This is a genomic window from Reyranella sp. (assembly GCF_965229815.1).
Lineage (GTDB): Bacteria > Pseudomonadota > Alphaproteobacteria > Reyranellales > Reyranellaceae > Reyranella.
Genome location: NZ_CBDDJN010000006.1, coordinates 119,745 through 135,475 on the forward strand (window position 1 = coordinate 119,745; position 15,731 = coordinate 135,475).

At 69.0% G+C, this 15,731-nt stretch carries 14 protein-coding genes, 1 tRNA gene and 1 pseudogene; 14 read left to right on the top strand and 2 right to left on the bottom strand.

What is annotated here, in order from left to right; genetic code table 11:
* The first annotated feature begins 47 nt into the window (after positions 1 to 47).
* From ACO073_RS11940 to ACO073_RS11955, 4 genes are all read left to right on the top strand, one after another.
* A complete protein-coding gene (locus ACO073_RS11940; protein WP_421997626.1) occupies positions 48 to 1,580 on the top strand; it encodes an acyl-CoA carboxylase subunit beta in 1,533 nt (510 codons plus the stop codon).
* 34 nt (positions 1,581 to 1,614) lie between these two features.
* Positions 1,615 to 1,809, top strand: a complete 195-nt coding sequence (locus ACO073_RS11945) for a hypothetical protein (RefSeq protein WP_421997627.1) — start codon at positions 1,615 to 1,617, stop codon at positions 1,807 to 1,809.
* A gap of 113 nt (positions 1,810 to 1,922) precedes the next feature.
* Entirely contained in the window at positions 1,923 to 3,878 is a 1,956-nt protein-coding gene (locus ACO073_RS11950) for an acetyl-CoA carboxylase biotin carboxylase subunit (protein ID WP_422002123.1), read from the top strand.
* A 4-nt stretch (positions 3,879 to 3,882) separates the two neighbouring features.
* Positions 3,883 to 4,164 (top strand): acylphosphatase, encoded by a 282-nt coding sequence (locus tag ACO073_RS11955; RefSeq protein WP_421997628.1) that lies wholly within the window; start codon positions 3,883 to 3,885, stop codon positions 4,162 to 4,164.
* A 38-nt stretch (positions 4,165 to 4,202) separates the two neighbouring features.
* Here the strand turns inward: ACO073_RS11955 and lipB are convergent.
* A pseudogene (gene lipB, locus ACO073_RS11960) lies at positions 4,203 to 4,884 on the bottom strand (lipoyl(octanoyl) transferase LipB).
* A 121-nt stretch (positions 4,885 to 5,005) separates the two neighbouring features.
* Between lipB and ACO073_RS11965 the strand changes: the two are divergent.
* From ACO073_RS11965 to mgtE, 3 genes are all read left to right on the top strand, one after another.
* Positions 5,006 to 5,090: transfer RNA gene (locus ACO073_RS11965), tRNA-Leu, on the top strand.
* A 75-nt stretch (positions 5,091 to 5,165) separates the two neighbouring features.
* On the top strand, positions 5,166 to 7,451 hold the full coding sequence (locus tag ACO073_RS11970; protein WP_421997629.1) for an NADP-dependent malic enzyme: 2,286 nt from the start codon (positions 5,166 to 5,168) through the stop codon (positions 7,449 to 7,451).
* The gene (gene mgtE / locus ACO073_RS11975; protein WP_421997630.1) at positions 7,448 to 8,809 is read left to right on the top strand and encodes a magnesium transporter; all 1,362 of its coding nucleotides are present in this window, start codon (positions 7,448 to 7,450) and stop codon (positions 8,807 to 8,809) included. Before ACO073_RS11970 ends, mgtE begins: the two co-directional genes overlap by 4 nt.
* Positions 8,810 to 8,826: 17 nt before the next feature.
* Here mgtE and ACO073_RS11980 read toward each other — a convergent pair whose 3' ends face one another.
* Positions 8,827 to 9,720, bottom strand: coding sequence for a LysR family transcriptional regulator (locus ACO073_RS11980; protein ID WP_421997631.1), 894 nt, complete (start codon positions 9,718 to 9,720; stop codon positions 8,827 to 8,829).
* A gap of 74 nt (positions 9,721 to 9,794) precedes the next feature.
* Here ACO073_RS11980 and ACO073_RS11985 point away from each other — a divergent pair, with 74 nt between their 5' ends.
* The 7 genes from ACO073_RS11985 (at position 9,795) to ACO073_RS12015 (ending at position 15,727) form a co-directional block, all read left to right on the top strand.
* Positions 9,795 to 10,574, top strand: a complete 780-nt coding sequence (locus ACO073_RS11985) for an enoyl-CoA hydratase/isomerase family protein (protein WP_421997632.1) — start codon at positions 9,795 to 9,797, stop codon at positions 10,572 to 10,574.
* 90 nt (positions 10,575 to 10,664) lie between these two features.
* On the top strand, positions 10,665 to 11,105 hold the full coding sequence (locus ACO073_RS11990; protein WP_421997634.1) for a hypothetical protein: 441 nt from the start codon (positions 10,665 to 10,667) through the stop codon (positions 11,103 to 11,105).
* 31 nt (positions 11,106 to 11,136) lie between these two features.
* Positions 11,137 to 12,309, top strand: coding sequence for an isovaleryl-CoA dehydrogenase (locus ACO073_RS11995; RefSeq protein ID WP_421997635.1), 1,173 nt, complete (start codon positions 11,137 to 11,139; stop codon positions 12,307 to 12,309).
* A 77-nt stretch (positions 12,310 to 12,386) separates the two neighbouring features.
* A complete protein-coding gene (locus ACO073_RS12000) occupies positions 12,387 to 13,031 on the top strand; it encodes a TetR/AcrR family transcriptional regulator (RefSeq protein ID WP_421997636.1) in 645 nt (214 codons plus the stop codon).
* Entirely contained in the window at positions 13,028 to 14,563 is a 1,536-nt protein-coding gene (locus ACO073_RS12005; RefSeq protein WP_421997637.1) for an acyl-CoA synthetase, read from the top strand. The genes ACO073_RS12000 and ACO073_RS12005 overlap by 4 nt, the downstream gene beginning before the upstream one ends.
* 10 nt (positions 14,564 to 14,573) lie before the next feature.
* The gene (locus ACO073_RS12010; RefSeq protein WP_421997638.1) at positions 14,574 to 15,248 is read left to right on the top strand and encodes a sulfite oxidase-like oxidoreductase; all 675 of its coding nucleotides are present in this window, start codon (positions 14,574 to 14,576) and stop codon (positions 15,246 to 15,248) included.
* Positions 15,249 to 15,250: 2 nt separating this feature from the next.
* Entirely contained in the window at positions 15,251 to 15,727 is a 477-nt protein-coding gene (locus tag ACO073_RS12015; RefSeq protein WP_421997639.1) for a glutathione peroxidase, read from the top strand.
* Positions 15,728 to 15,731 lie beyond the last annotated feature (4 nt).

Genomic DNA, 15,731 nt, shown 5'->3' on the forward strand with positions numbered 1-15,731 from the left:
GCGTCCTAATGGCCGAAAACGGAAGGCAAGGGGCCGGAGAACCATAGATGCAGCAGATGTTGGAAGAGCTCGAGCGCCGTCGTGCCGCGGCACGCCAGGGCGGAGGGCAGCGCCGCGTCGAGGCGCAGCACGCCAAGGGCAAGCTGACGGCCCGCGAGCGCATCGATGCGCTGCTCGATCCCGGCTCGTTCGAGGAATACGACATGTTCGTCGAGCATCGCTCGATCGACTTCGGCATGGAGAACCAGAAGATCCCGGGCGACGGCGTGGTGACAGGCCACGGCACGATCAACGGCCGTCTGGTCTATGTCTTCAGCCAGGATTTTACGGTGTTCGGCGGCGCGCTGTCGGGCATGCACGCGGCCAAGATCTGCAAGGTCATGGACATGGCCATGAAGGTCGGGGCGCCGGTTCTTGGGCTGAACGATTCGGGCGGCGCGCGCATCCAGGAAGGCGTCGATTCGCTGGCCGGCTATGCCGACGTCTTCCAGCGCAACGTGCTGGCCTCCGGCGTCATCCCGCAGATCTCGATGGTCATGGGCCCGTGCGCCGGCGGCGCGGTCTATTCGCCGGCGATGACCGACTTCATCTTCATGGTGAAGGACAGTTCCTACATGTTCGTCACCGGTCCCGACGTCGTGAAGACCGTGACCCACGAGACGGTCACCCAGGAGGAGCTGGGCGGGGCGCTCACCCACACCCAGAAGTCGGGCATCGCCGACCTCGCCTTCGAGAACGACGTCGAGGCGCTGCTGCAGCTCCGCCGCTTCGTCGACTTCCTGCCGTCGAACAATCGCGAGAAGCCGCCGGTGCGCCCGACGGTCGATCCGGCCGACCGCGACGACCTCTCGCTCGACACGCTGGTGCCCGACAATCCCAACAAGCCCTACGACATCAAGGAGCTGATCCTGAAGGTCGTGGACGAGGGCGACTTCTTCGAGCTGTCGCCGGAATGGGCGGGCAACATCGTGGTCGGCTTCGGCCGCATGGCCGGCCGCCCGGTGGGCTTCGTCGCCAACCAGCCGATGGTGCTGGCCGGGTGCCTGGACATCGACAGCTCGCGCAAGGCGGCGCGCTTCGTGCGCTTCTGCGACGCCTTCAACTTCCCGATCGTGACCTTCGTCGACGTGCCGGGCTTCCTGCCGGGCACGGCGCAGGAATATGGCGGCATCATCAAGCATGGCGCCAAGCTGCTCTACGCCTATGCCGAGGCGACGGTGCCCAAGGTCACGGTGATCACCCGCAAGGCCTATGGCGGCGCCTACGACGTCATGGCGTCCAAGCACCTGCGCGGCGACCTGAACTATGCCTGGCCGGGCGCCGAGATCGCCGTCATGGGCGCCAAGGGCGCCGTCGAGATCATCTTCCGGTCCGACATCGGCGACGCCGCCAAGATCGCCAAGCGCACCGAGGAATACCGCGAGAAGTTCGCCAATCCGTTCGTGGCGGCCAACCGCGGCTTCATCGACGACGTGATCATGCCGCACGGCACGCGCCGCCGGATCTGCCGGGCGCTCGCCACGCTCGAGAACAAGAAGCTCGACAATCCGTGGCGCAAGCACGGCAACCTGCCCCTGTGACGGAATGGCGGTGCATCTGCCACCGGAGGAGCGGATGAGGCGCGCCCGCATCGTGCGCCAGCACCTCATCGCGGCGCTGCTCACGCTCCTGGTGCTGATCGCCGTGAACGCCATCTTCAGCAGCCGCTATCCGTGGTGGCTGTGGGTGCTGGTGGCCTGGCTGCCGCTGATCGCCGCCCATACGGCGTGGGCCAAGGGCCTTTTCGATCGAGAGAGAAAGGAACCGTGACGATGGCCGCCAAGAAGAAGGCCGCGAAGAAGAAGGCCGTGGCGAAGAAGGCGCCGGCACCCAAGGCTGCGATGCCCAAGGCCGCGCCGGGCCAGCCGGCCGACGGCCGCCCGCTGTTCGACAAGATCCTGATCGCCAACCGGGGCGAGATCGCCTGCCGCGTCATCCGCACCTGCAAGCGGCTCGGCATCAAGACGGTCGCGGTCTATTCGGAGGCGGATGCCGACGCGCTGCACGTGCGCGAGGCCGACGAGGCGGTGCTGATCGGGCCGCCGCCCTCGACCCAGTCGTACCTGCTGGTCGACAAGATCGTCGAGGCCTGCCGCAAGACCGGCGCCCAGGCGGTCCATCCCGGCTACGGCTTCCTCTCCGAGAAGCAGGAGTTCCAGCAGGCGCTGGCCAAGGCCGGCATCGTCTTCATCGGCCCCGAGGCCCGCGCCATCCACGCCATGGGCGACAAGATCGAGAGCAAGAAGCTCGCCCAGAAGGCCGGCGTCTCGACCGTGCCGGGCTGGCTGCATGCGCTCAAGAATGCCGACGAGGCGGTGAAGATCGCCAACCAGGTCGGCTACCCCGTGATGATCAAGGCCTCGGCCGGCGGCGGCGGCAAGGGCATGCGCATCGCCTGGAACGACGCCGAGGCGCGCGAGGGCTTCACCTCGGCGACCAACGAGGCCAAGTCGTCCTTCGCCGACGACCGCGTGTTCATCGAGAAGTACGTCGAGGAGCCGCGGCACATCGAGATCCAGCTCATCGCCGACGGCAAGGGCAACTGCCTCTACCTCTGGGAGCGCGAGTGCTCGATCCAGCGCCGCCACCAGAAGGTGATCGAGGAGGCGCCGAGCCCGTTCCTCGACGCGAAGACGCGCAAGGCGATGGGCGAGCAGGCCGTCGCCCTGGCCAAGGCGGTCAAGTACAGGAGCGCCGGCACCGTCGAGTTCATCGTCGACAAGAACCGCAAGTTCTACTTCCTCGAGATGAACACCCGCCTGCAGGTCGAGCATCCGGTGACCGAGCTGATCACCGGCCTCGACCTGGTCGAGCTGATGATCCGCGTCGCCGCCGGCGAGCGGCTGCCGCTCGAGCAGAAGGACGTGAAGATGAACGGCTGGGCGGTCGAGGCGCGCCTCTACGCGGAGGACCCGTTCCGCAACTTCCTGCCCTCGACCGGGCGGCTGGTGAAGTATCGCGAGCCCGCGCCCGGCCCGGACGTCCGCGTCGACACCGGCGTCTACGAGGGCGGCGAGATCTCGATGTTCTACGACCCGATGATCGCCAAGCTCTGCAGCTACGGGAAGACCCGGCTGGAGGCGATCGACCGCATGCGCCGGGCGCTGGACGAGTTCTATGTCCGCGGCGTCTCACACAACGTGCCGTTCCTGGCGGCGCTGATGGCCCATCCCCGCTTCCGCGAGGGCCGGCTCACGACCAACTTCATCGCCGAGGAGTTCAAGGGCGGCTTCACCGCGGCCCATCTGCCGCCGCGCGACCCCGCCCTGCTGGCGGCCGTGGCGGCCGTCGCCGACCGCATCAAGGCGGCGCGGCTGGGGACGACGCAGGACCGGCGCGTGGTCATGCTGAACCGCGAGCCGACGGACGTGACGGTGACGGCCGGCAATCCCGGCGGCTTCAGCGTCGAGACGGGCGGGCGCACGCTCGCCGTCGAGACGGACTGGACCCCCGGCGAGCCGCTGTTGCGCGCCACCATCGACGGCCACGCCGTGGTCGTGCAGATCGACGCCGTGGCCTCGGGCTGGCGCCTGATCAACGAGGGCGGGCAGGCCGAGGCGCTGGTGCTGACCCCGCGCCAGGCCGAGCTCTATGCCCTGATGCCGGTGAAGGCGGCGCCCGACACCTCGAAGTTCCTGCTGTCGCCGATGCCGGGCCTGCTGGCCTCGGTGGCGGTCCACGAGGGCCAGGAGATCAAGGCGGGCGAAGCCCTGGCCGTGGTCGAGGCGATGAAGATGGAGAACGTGCTGCGCGCCACGCGCGACGGCACGGTCAAGACCCTGCATGCCAAGGCGGGCGACAGCCTGCGGGTCGACCAGAAGATCATCGAGTTCGCCTGAACCGATGGCGCTTCAGGCTCGCCTCGTCATCACCGGCCGGGTGCAGGGCGTCGGCTATCGCGACTGGACGATCACGACCGCGCGCCGGCTCGGCCTCACCGGCTGGGTCCGCAACCGCACCGACGGCGCGGTCGAGGCGCTGATCGTCGGCGAGGACGCGGCGGTCGGCGAGATGATCGCCGCCTGCCGGCGCGGCCCGGCACTAGCAAGCGTCGACAATGTCGACATCGAGCCGGTCGACCTCGACGTGCTGCCCGAGGGGTTTCGCCAGTTGCCGACGGCGTGAAATGCGTCCTCCCATCGCTCGTGCGATGGGGAGGAACGTTACGCGGCGGCCGACGGTCTGACGTCCTGGCCGAACACCCCGTCGAACGTCTCGGCCAGTGCGGTGTCCAGGTCGGCCAGGGTGACCGGAAGGCCGAGGTCGACCAGCGACGTCACCCCGTGGTCGGAGATGCCGCAGGGCACGATCCCGGCATAGTGCGACAGGTCGGGCTCGACGTTGATCGACAGGCCGTGGAACGACACCCAGTGGCGGATGCGCACGCCGATGGCGGCGATCTTGTCCTCGCGGGGGCTGCCGTCGGGCAGGGGAGGCTTGTCGGGACGGGTCACCCAGACACCGACCCGGCCGGCCCGGCGCTCGGCCGTGACGCCGAACCGGGCGAGGCTGAGCATCGTCCAGTCCTCGAGGCCCGACACGTAACGCCGCACGTCCTGGCCGCGGGGCGCGCAGGTCGAGCATGACGTAGGCGATGCGCTGGCCCGGCCCGTGATAGGTGTACTGGCCGCCGCGGCCGGAGACGTGGACCGGCAGGCGCGACGGGTGGAGCAGGTCGGACGGCCGGGCGCTGGTGCCGGCCGTGTAGAGCGGCGGGTGCTCGAGCAGCCAGACCAGCTCGCGCTCGCGGCCCGCCCGGATATCGGCGACGCGGGCCTCCATGGCCTGCAGGGCCTCGAGATAGGGGACGGGGCCGTCCGAAATACGCCACTCCGGCTGGTTCATTGTGGCAAAATCGTTCCTCGGATGGGCGTCCGCAAGGGGACGACTTGCCACTGGCATGATGGTGTCGGAGCTGCCTTGCCACTGGGGTGCCTATTTGGTATCCCCCGCCCCATCGACCGGCGCGGCCATGGCGGAATTGGTAGACGCGCTAGCTTGAGGTGCTAGTGCCGCGAGGCGTGGAAGTTCGAGTCTTCTTGGCCGCACCAAACTCGCCGGTTCGATCGAAAAGGTGACAGTGTCGCCGCCCTTCGGGGCGGCCCTTTTTGTTGGGGGGAACGGGCGTGGCGGACGAACTGACCGAAAGCGCGCTCCGCTACCATCGCATCCCCCGGCCCGGGAAGATCGAGGTCGTCCCGACCAAGCCCCTGGCCACCCAGCGCGACCTGTCGCTGGCCTACTCGCCGGGCGTCGCCGCGGCCTGCAACGAGATCGTGCGCGATCCGGCAATGGCCGCAGAGCTCACCGGTCGGGCCAACCTCGTCGCTGTCGTGACCAACGGCACGGCGGTGCTGGGGCTGGGCGACATCGGCCCGCTCGCCGCCAAGCCGGTCATGGAAGGCAAGGGCGTCCTGTTCAAGAAGTTTGCCGGCATCGACGTCTTCGACATCGAGCTGGCGGAGAAGGACCAGGAGCGGCTGGTCGACATCGTGGCCGCCCTCGAGCCGACCTTCGGCGGCATCAACCTCGAGGACATAAAGGCGCCGGAGTGCTTCTACGTCGAGCAGAAGCTGCGCGAGCGCCTGTCGATCCCGGTCTTCCACGACGACCAGCACGGCACCGCCATCATCGTGGGCGCGGCCGTCCTGAACGGCCTGTCGCTGGTCGGCAAGGACATCGCGACGGTGAAGCTGGTCGTTTCCGGCGCCGGCGCCGCGGCCCTGTCCTGCCTCGGCCTGCTCGAGAAGCTCGGCCTGCCGCGCGAGAACATGTGGGTGACCGACATCAAGGGCGTGGTCTGGAAGGGCCGCAACGAGCTGATGGACCCGTGGAAGGAGCGCTACGCCCGCGACACGCCGGCGCGCAGCCTGGGCGAGGTGATCGACGGCGCCGACGTCTTCCTCGGCCTGTCGGCCGGCGGCGTGCTGAAGAAGGAGATGGCGGCCCGCATGGCGGCGCGGCCGCTGATCCTGGCGCTCGCCAATCCCAATCCCGAGATCACGCCCGAGGACGTCGCCGCCGTGCGCGACGATGCGATCGTCGCCACCGGCCGCAGCGACTATCCCAACCAGGTGAACAACGTCCTCTGCTTCCCTTACATCTTCCGCGGTACGCTGGATGCGGGGGCGCGGACGGTCAACGACGAGATGAAGATCGCCTGCGTGCGCGCGCTCGCCTCGCTGGCCCGCAAGGAGCCGTCCGAGGTCGTGGCGCGGGCGTTCGGCGAGCAGGCCGGCGGCGGCTTCGGCGCCACCCAGATCATCCCCAAGCCGTTCGACCCGCGGCTGATCGTCGAGCTGGCGCCGGCGGTGGCGCGGGCGGCGATGGATTCGGGCGTCGCCACGCGGCCGATCGCCGATTTCGAGGCCTATCGCCAGCAGCTCAGCCAGTTCGTCTTCAAGTCCGGCCTGGTCATGCGGCCGGTCTTCGAGCAGGCGCGGGCGCGGCCCAAGCGGGTGATCTTCAGCGCCGGCGAGGACGACCGCGTGCTGCGCGCCGCCCAGATCATCCTGGACGAGGGCGTGGCCGTGCCCATCCTGATCGGGCGGCCCGAGATCGTGCGCCGCCGTGCCGAGCGGCTCGGCCTTCGCTTCCGGCCGGGCGTCGATGCCGAGCTGATCGATCCGTCGAGCGATCCCCGGTACGACACGTACTGGGGCGCCTACCACCAGATCATGGAACGGCGCGGCGTCACCGAGCCGACGGCGCGCAACCTCGTGCGCACCAGCCCGACCCTGATCGCCGCCCTGGCCGTGCGCCTGGGCGACGCAGACGCGATGATCGCCGGCACCTACGGCCGCTTCCGCACCCATTTCGGCCATATCCGCGAGGTGATCGGCACGCGCGAGGGCGTCAAGCGGATGGCGGCGCTCAGCCTGGTGGTGATGCCGACGCGCGCGCTGTTCATCGCCGACACCTACGTCAACGACGACCCCGACCCGGAAACCCTGGTCGACATCACCCTGCTGGCCGCCGATGCCGTGCTGCGCTTCGGGATCCAGCCCAAGGTGGCATTGATCTCCCATTCGAGCTTCGGCAGCTCGGACCATCCCTCGGCGCGCAAGATGGCGGCGGCGGTGAAGATGCTGCAGCAGCGGGCGCCGGCGCTCGAGGTCGAGGGCGAGATGCACGGTGACGCCGCCCTCGACGAGGAGATCCGGAACAACGTCTTCCCGCGCTCGCGCCTCAAGGGCTCCGCCAACCTGGTGATCTGCCCGTCGCTCGATTCGGCCAACATCGCGTTCAATCTCGTGCGGAATGCCGTCGACGGCCTCCATATCGGACCGATGCTCCTGGGGACCGCCCTGCCGGCGCATGTGCTGACGGCGTCGGTCACGGCGCGCGGCATCCTCAACATGACCGCCCTGGCGGTCGTCGAAGCCCAGCGCCTGGCCGAGGCGCGGGGATGAGCGGCGAGCCGGACGTCCTCGACGAAGTTCCGCCGGAGCTGGTCCGGCGCGTCGAGGAGGCGCTGGCGGAAGATCGCAGCGAAGAGCTCAGGGGGCTGCTGGGCGGGCTGAGCGCTGTCGGCCAGGCCTCCATCCTGGAGCAGCTCTCCGAGCCGGAACGAGACCAGCTCGTCACGATCACCAAGGGCGAGCTCGATCCGGAGACCCTGATCGAGCTCGACGAGGAGGTCCTGGAGAGCGTCCTCGACCAGCTCGACAGCAAGGACATCGCCGCCGCCGCGCGCGAACTCGAGACCGACGACGCGGCGAGCATCCTCGAGGAGCTGCGCGACGAGGAGCGGCAGGAGGTCCTGGCCGAGCTGCCGGCCGCCGAGCGCGCCGAGATCGAGAGCGCCCTCGCGTATCCCGAGGGGACGGCCGGGCGATTGATGCAGCGGTCGCTGGTCAAGGTGCCCGACAGCTGGGCGGTCGGCGAAGTCATCGATCACTGCCGCGAGGCCACCGACCTGCCGGACGACGTCTACGACATCTTCGTCGTCGATGCCGGCGGACGACTGCGCGGCTCGGTCCCGCTCGGCCGCATGCTGCGCACCAAGCGGCCGGTGCCGATCGTGAACATCGTCGATCCCGACATCCGGTCGGTGCCCGCAACCGCCGATCAGGCCGAGGTGGCTCATCTCTTCCGCGACCACAATCTCGTATCCTGTCCGGTGGTCGACAGCCGCGGCCGGCTGGAAGGCGTGATCATGGTCGACGACGTGGTCGACGTGATCGACGAGGAGGCCGAGGAAGACCTGCTGAAGATGGGCGGCGTCGGCCACGACGACATGTATGCCAGTCCGGTGCGCACCGCCCGCCTGCGCATGGTCTGGCTCACCGTCAATCTCGCGACCGCCGTGCTGGCCTCCCTTGTCATCGGGCAGTTCGAGCATTCGATCGAGAAGCTCGTCGCGCTGGCCGTGCTGATGCCGATCGTCGCCTCCATGGGCGGCAATGCCGGCACGCAGACGGTGACCGTGGCGGTGCGCGCGCTGGCGACCGGGCAGCTCACCGCCGCCAACGCGCTGCGCTTCGTCGCCAAGGAGGCGGCGGTGGGCGGGCTGAACGGCTTCCTCTTCGCTTTCGTCATGGGCGCTGCGGTCGTCGCCTGGTACGGCGACTGGCGGCTGGGCGCCGTCATCGCCGCGGCCATGGTCTGCAACCTGATCGCCGCGGCACTCGCCGGCACGCTGATCCCGCTCGGCCTGCAGAAGTTCGGCATCGATCCCGCCGTGTCGTCGACCGTGTTCCTGACGACGGTGACCGACGTCATCGGCTTCTGCGCCTTCCTCGGGCTGGCCACGATCTTCCTGCTCTGAGCCTGGGACGCCGGCGACTAACGGGCGAAGTCGAGGCGCTCGTCGCGTCCGGCGCGCCCCGGCCAGGGATGGCGCGAAGCGGCGTCGCGCAGGGCGGCCAGAACCTCGCTGTCAATTTCCTCCCGCCAGGTCAGCACCACTCGACGTTCGAGCGCGAGGCCGCGGATTTCGGCCGACGCCATGCCGTCGCGCAGCAGCGAGCGGGGCATCAGGCTGACGCCGAGGCCCGACTGGACGGCCGCGGCGCAGCGTTCCTCGTCGGCCGACCTCAGGACGGCGCGCGGACGGATGCCTCCGGCACCGAAGCCGCGGGTGGCGTCCTCGTGCGCCTCGCAGGCGGCGCGCAGGACGAACGGCGTCTCGGCGAGTTCGACCATCGACCATCGGTCACGGGTCGCGATGCGGTCGTCGATCGCCGAGGCGAGGACGAAGGGCTCGCGCCACAGGGACTCCACGCAGGCTCCCTCGACCGTGGCGCGGGCGGCAAAGAGAGCGGCATCGCAGCGGCCGCGGCGGCAGCGTTCGGCCACCGCCGCGCTGGTGCCTTCCGAGACCTCGACATCGAACGGCTGGAGGCGCCGGGCCGCCGCCAGCCACTGCAGCGCCGAAGCGATGGGCAAGGTCGAGGCAATCGCTATTCGCAGGAGGCGCGGCCGTGCGCTCGACCGCTCCTCGGCCCGCGCCAGGCGCCAGGCCTCGACCATGGCGCGCGCGTGCGGCAGCAGGCGGTGGCCGGCGGCGGACAGGCCGCTCTGCCGGCCCCGTACCAGGAGACGTGCCCCGACCTCCTGTTCCAGCCGCGCGATCCCGGCGGACAGGGTGGGCTGGGTCACATGGCAGTGCTCGGCCGCGGCGGTGAAGCTGCCGGTCTCGGTCACGGCCAGGAAGTAGCGGACGAAGGCCAGGTTCATGGATAGATAATGTCGATATAGAGGAAAGAAATAATCGATTTTCCCTATCTTAGGGCCTGTCCTAGGGTCCGGCCATGAGCAATCTCGACCTTGCGATCACGCCGGAGGGCATCGCCGTCGTCACCCTCGCGCGGCCGCCGATGAATGCCATGGACGCCGCGCTGCTGGAGGAGCTGGCGATCCTCTTCGACGGGCTGGGCGGCGATCCCTCGGTGCGGGCGGCGGTCATTGCCGGCGAGGGACGCGCCTTCTCGGCGGGTCTCGATCTCAAATCCGCTCCCGGCCTCGATCCTCTCGGGCGCCGTCGGCTGGTCGACGCCCTCAACGGAGCCTTCGGCACCCTCTACGGCTGGCCGAAGCCCCTGGTCGCGGCGGTCAACGGCCATGCCATCGCGGGCGGCCTGATCCTCGCCCTGTGCGCCGACTGGCGTCTGGTGGCCGAGGCGCCGATGCAGGTGAGCCTGGCGGAGATCCGGGTCGGCGTGACCTATCCGGTGGCGCCGCTGGAGATCGCCCGGAAGGAACTCACGCCGTCCGTGGCCCGCCGCCTGGTGCTGCTGGGCGAGGCGCTCGACGCCGACGCGGCCTGCGCGCTCGGCGTGTTCGACCGACGCGTGCCGCGGGCGTCGCTCCGCGACGAGGCCGTCGTCGCCGCCGAGCGCCATGCGGTGCTGCCGCCACAGGCCTTCGCCACGACCAAGCAGGAGCTGCGCGCGGAGGCGTTGATGCGCATCCGCCGGGCGCGGGCGGGCCAGGGCGAGCCGCGGCTGGCGGGCTGGCTGGGCGAGGAGATGCGGCGGGCGTCGGACGCGGTCCTGCGCGCATCGTCGCCCGCGAGGCGGGGGACGGCCTGACGGCGGCGCGCGCGGGACGCACGACGATGACGTTCGGCGGTTCCCACGCCGACGCGTCCTGCTCTATCGTGACGGTCGGGAGGAACCTAGATGTCGGCGATCGTCCGCATGGCCGGCGTGCTGGCGCTGCTCGTGCTGGCATCGACGGCGTCGGCACAGAACAGGGTGCCGACGGAGCGCGCCCTCGAGGCGCTGGTCAAGGCGAACCTGCTGTCCTTCAACGATGCCAACGTGACGGGCAACTACGACGTCTTCCACGCCAAGCTCTCCAAGCCGTTCCGCGACCAGTTCCCGCCCGACCGGCTGAAGTCCCGCTTCAAGGAATTCCACGCCCGGCACATCGACTTCGACGTCATCGCCGCGCTCAAGCCGCAGTACGAGCCGGCGCCCCGGGTCGACGACGACGGCAAGCTGCTGGTCGAGGGCTTCTTCCCGACCGAGCCCCTGCGCCTCCATTTCGACCTGAAGTTCATCCCCTCGGACGGCGAGTGGAAACTGATCGCCATCAACGTCAAGATCGGCTCGCGCTGATCGCGCCCCTCAAGCAAGGCAAGGCAAAGACATGATTCCCAACGCGATGCCGCCCTTCGATTTCGGCCTGGGCGAGACGGCCGATGCGCTGCGCGACCAGGTCCAGCGCTTCGCCGCCGACCAGGTGGCGCCGATCGCCGCCGAGCTCGACAAGACCGATCGTTTCCCGCGCGAGCTGTGGCCGAAGATGGGCGAGCTCGGGCTGCACGGCATCACCGTCGAGGAAGAGTATGGCGGTTCGGGTCTCGGCTATCTCGAGCACGTCATCGCGGTCGAGGAGGTGAGCCGGGCCTCGGCCGCGGTCGGGCTCTCGTACGGAGCGCATTCCAATCTCTGCGTCAACCAGATCAGGCGCAACGGCAACGACGAGCAGAAGAAGCGCTTCCTGCCCAGGCTGATCTCGGGCGAGCATGTCGGCAGCCTCGCCATGAGCGAATCGGGCGCAGGCTCCGACGTCGTCTCGATGAAGCTGCGCGCCGACAGGAAGGGCGACCGCTACGTGCTGAACGGCACCAAGATGTGGATCACCAACAGTCCGGACGCGCAGGTGATCGTGGTCTACGCCAAGACCGATCCCGCCGCCGGCCCGCGTGGCATCACCGCCTTCATCGTCCCGACCGACGCCAAGGGCTTCAAGGTGGCGCAGAAGCTCGACAAGATGGGCATGCGCGGCTCCTCGACCGGCGAGCTGGTGTTCGAGGATTGCGAGATCCCGGCCGAGAACGTGCTGGGCCAGGTCGGCAAGGGCGTCAACGTTCTGATGAGCGGCCTCGACTACGAGCGCGCCGTCCTGGCGGCGGGGCCGATCGGCATCATGCAGGCGGCCCTGGACGTCGTCGTTCCCTACGTCCACGAGCGCAAGCAGTTCGGCCAGGCGATCGGCGAGTTCCAGCTCGTGCAGGGCAAGCTCGCCGACATGTACACGACCATGAATGCCTGCAAGGCCTATGTGTACGCCGTCGCCAAGGCCTGCGACCGCGGCCAGACCACGCGCAAGGACTCGGCCGGCGCCATCCTCTATGCCGCCGAGAAGGCCACGCTGGTGGCGCTCGACGCCATCCAGCTGCTGGGCGGCAACGGCTACATCAACGACTATCCGACCGGCCGCCTGCTGCGCGACGCCAAGCTCTACGAGATCGGCGCGGGCACCAGCGAGATCCGCCGCATGCTGATCGGCCGCGAGCTGTTTGCCGAGACGGCCTGATCCTTCCTCCCCGCGCCGAGCGCGAGGAGGAGAATTTGACGGCTGCGGTGTTTACGTACACACTGTGTACGTAAACCATGCCGCGCTATCTCACCGACCAGGACATCGCCGACTTCCGCGCCGAGCTGTGCAAGGTCGCGACCGAGCGCTTTGCCCGCTTCGGCTACGACGGCGTGACCATGCGCCAGCTCGCCGAGGCGCTGGGCTGCAGCCCGAAGACGCCCTACCGCTACTTCAAGGACAAGGCCGACATCCTGGCAACGGTGCGAGCCCAGGCCTTCGCCAAGTTCTCCGACGCGCTCGAGAAGGCGAGGGCTGGCGTCAGCGATCCGGGCGAGCGCGGGCGTCTGACCAGCGAGGCCTATGTCGGCTTCGCGCTCAAGAACCCGCACGCCTATCGCATCATGTTCGAGATCGATGCGCCGGTGGACGAAAAGCACCCCGAGCTGGGTCCGGCTGCCGAGCGGGCGGCACGTTACATCACCCGCGGCGCCGAGGAACTGGCGGAGGCCGGCGTCATCGAGGCCGACGCCAAGCTCTTCGGCTGGTCGATGTGGGCAGCGCTGCATGGCATCGTCATGCTCCACCAGTCCGGTATGCTGACGCACGGGCCCGACTACAAGACGCTCTCGTACTTCATCGGACTGACCATGATGAAGGGCGCCGGCGCGAAGTTCGGTCCAGGCGGAATCGCGCAAGCAGCGAAGGGCAGGAAGAAATGACACCGGGAGTGACCGCGGGCGATCGCTTCAGGAGCTGGGCCGAGATCCAGGCCAACGCCGCGCGCGGCGCCGGCGGATTCGCCTCCCTCGGGCTCGGCGAGGACGATGCCGTCGCCCTGATGCTGCGCAACGACTTTCCGACCTTCGAGGTCAACATGGCGGCGGGCCAGCTTGGCCTCTATGCCGTGCCGATCAACTGGCACTTCACGCCGGAGGAGGCGGGCTACATCCTGGCCGACAGCGGCGCCAGGGTGCTGGTCGCGCACAGCGACCTGCTGGCCCAGATCGCCGGCGGCGTGCCGGCCGGCGTCACGGTGCTGGCCGTGCCGACGCCCGAAGAGATCGCCGCCGCCTACGGCGTCCCGGCCGAGAAGCGGGTTGCGCCCGAAGGCGTCGAGACCTGGGAGGCCTTCGTGGCGCGCCATGCGCCCAACGCCCAGCCGGCCAAGGCGGCGCGCGGCAGCATGATCTACACGTCGGGCACGACCGGCCGGCCCAAGGGCGTGCGCCGCCAGCCGGCCTCGCCCGAGCAGCAGCAGCTCGCCGCTGGGGAGGCCGCCCGCTACTGGGGCATCAAGCCCGATCCCTCGACGGTCGTGATGATGAACGGGCCGATGTACCATTCCGCGCCCGCCGCCTACGGCATGGGCAGCGCGCGGCTCGGGTTGCACATGGTCCTGCAGCCGCGCTTCGATGCCGAGGACATGCTGCGGCTGATCGATCGCCACAAGGTCAGCCACATGCATATCGTGCCGACCATGTTCGTGCGCCTGCTGCGGCTCCCGGACGAGGTCAAGCGGCGCTACGACCTCGGCTCGCTGCGCTGGGTCGCTCACGGCGCCGCGCCCTGCGCGCCGGCGGTGAAGCGCCAGATGATCGAGTGGTGGGGGCCGGTCATCAACGAATACTACGGCGCCACCGAGACGGGCATCGTCGTCTGGCACGATTCGCAGGAGGCGCTCCGGAAGCCGGGTACCGTGGGCCGTGTCGTCGAGGGGGCGGCGCTGCGCATCGTCGACGAGCAGGGCCGCGACGTGAAGCAGGGCGAGGTCGGCGAGATCTACGTGCGTGGCCCGCACCTCGCCGAGTTCACCTACAACAACGACGACGCCAAGCGGCGCGAGATCGCGCTCGGCGACCTCGTGACGGTCGGCGACGTCGGCTACCAGGATGCCGACGGCTACGTCTTCCTGTGCGACCGCAAGCGCGACATGATCATCTCGGGCGGGGTCAACATCTATCCGGCGGAGATCGAGGGCGCGCTGATCCAAATGCCGGGGGTCCGCGACTGCGCGGTCTTCGGCATCCCCGACGAGGAGTTCGGCGAGCAGATCTGCGCCTATGTCGAACCGCAGGCCGGCGCGGCGATCGATGCGACAGCCGTCCGGGGCTATCTCGGCCAGCATCTGGCGCGCTACAAGGTGCCGAAGGTCGTCGAGTTCGCGGCCGCCCTGCCGCGCGAGGATTCGGGCAAGATCTTCAAACGCAAGCTTCGCGCTCCATATTGGGAGAAGGCAGGCCGCAGCATCTGAGGTGAAGCGCATGGCCGACGACGACGTGACCCTGTTCGGCAAGCTCAAGAGCAAGCTGATCGACAGCAAGCAGAAGTGGGCCGAGGACGGCCGCCTGCTCACCGGGAAGACGGCGGCCCACTCGCAGCGCCTGCCGCCCGGCCAGCGCCTGGTCGAGAACTGGCCGGTCCTGGATCTCGGAATCCAGCCCGAGATCCCGACGCATGCCTGGCGGCTGTTCGTCGACGGCGAGGTCGAGGCGCCGGCGACCTGGAAGTGGGGCGAGTTCACCGACCTGCCCAAGACCAGGCTCACCACCGACATCCACTGCGTCACCGCCTGGTCGCGCTACGACAACCGGTGGGAAGGGGTGAGCGCGCGCGACCTGCTGGCCATCGTGAAGCCCAAGCCATCGGCGCAGCATGTCATCTTCCACTCCTACGACACCTACACGACCAACGTGCCGCTCGTGGACTTCGCGGCCGAGGACGTGCTGCTGGCCTGGAGCTGGAACGGCGAGCCGATCAGCCGCGAGCATGGCGGGCCGCTGCGCGTGGTGATTCCCAAGCTCTACTTCTGGAAGAGCGCCAAGTGGATCAAGCGCGTGGAGTTCTCCATGCACGACAAGCCTGGCTTCTGGGAGGTGCGCGGCTACCACAACTACGGCGACCCGTGGCTCGAGCAGCGCTACGACGAGGAGACCTGACGATGGCATCCGCGCACGACTTCACCTTCACCACGATCGACAACAAGCCGCTCGACATGAAGGACTTCGCCGGCAAGCCGGTGCTGCTGGTGAACGTCGCCTCCTTCTGCGGGTTCACGCCGCAATATGCCGAGCTCGAGACGCTGCACGAGACCTACGGGCCGCGCGGCCTGGTCGTGCTGGGCGTGCCCTGCAACGATTTCGGCGCCCAGGAGCCGAAGACCGAGCCGGAGATCGCCCGGTTCTGCCAGACCTCCTTCGGCGTGAAGTTCCCGCTGACCGCCAAGCAGAAGGTCATCGGCCCCGACGCCCACGCGCTCTACCGCTGGATCGCCGACGAGGCAGGCGAGGGCGCGACGCCCAAGTGGAACTTCCACAAGTACCTGATCGGCAAGGACGGCAGCCTGCAGGGCGCCTGGCCGAGCCGCGTCCGTCCCACCGGCCCGGAGATCACCGGCGCGGTCGAGAAGGCGCTCTGAGGCT

What these genes read in the sequence shown, in the direction of transcription:
- ACO073_RS11940 (WP_421997626.1), top strand. Translation starts at nt 48, where the DNA reads ATGCAGCAGATGTTGGAAGAGCTCGAGCGCCGTCGTGCCGCGGCACGC.
- ACO073_RS11945 (WP_421997627.1), top strand. Translation starts at nt 1,615, where the DNA reads ATGAGGCGCGCCCGCATCGTGCGCCAGCACCTCATCGCGGCGCTGCTC.
- ACO073_RS11955 (WP_421997628.1), top strand. Translation starts at nt 3,883, where the DNA reads ATGGCGCTTCAGGCTCGCCTCGTCATCACCGGCCGGGTGCAGGGCGTC.
- mgtE (WP_421997630.1), top strand. Translation starts at nt 7,448, where the DNA reads ATGAGCGGCGAGCCGGACGTCCTCGACGAAGTTCCGCCGGAGCTGGTC.
- ACO073_RS11980 (WP_421997631.1), bottom strand. Translation starts at nt 9,720, where the DNA reads ATGAACCTGGCCTTCGTCCGCTACTTCCTGGCCGTGACCGAGACCGGC.
- ACO073_RS11985 (WP_421997632.1), top strand. Translation starts at nt 9,795, where the DNA reads ATGAGCAATCTCGACCTTGCGATCACGCCGGAGGGCATCGCCGTCGTC.
- ACO073_RS11990 (WP_421997634.1), top strand. Translation starts at nt 10,665, where the DNA reads ATGTCGGCGATCGTCCGCATGGCCGGCGTGCTGGCGCTGCTCGTGCTG.
- ACO073_RS11995 (WP_421997635.1), top strand. Translation starts at nt 11,137, where the DNA reads ATGATTCCCAACGCGATGCCGCCCTTCGATTTCGGCCTGGGCGAGACG.
- ACO073_RS12000 (WP_421997636.1), top strand. Translation starts at nt 12,387, where the DNA reads ATGCCGCGCTATCTCACCGACCAGGACATCGCCGACTTCCGCGCCGAG.
- ACO073_RS12005 (WP_421997637.1), top strand. Translation starts at nt 13,028, where the DNA reads ATGACACCGGGAGTGACCGCGGGCGATCGCTTCAGGAGCTGGGCCGAG.
- ACO073_RS12010 (WP_421997638.1), top strand. Translation starts at nt 14,574, where the DNA reads ATGGCCGACGACGACGTGACCCTGTTCGGCAAGCTCAAGAGCAAGCTG.
- ACO073_RS12015 (WP_421997639.1), top strand. Translation starts at nt 15,251, where the DNA reads ATGGCATCCGCGCACGACTTCACCTTCACCACGATCGACAACAAGCCG.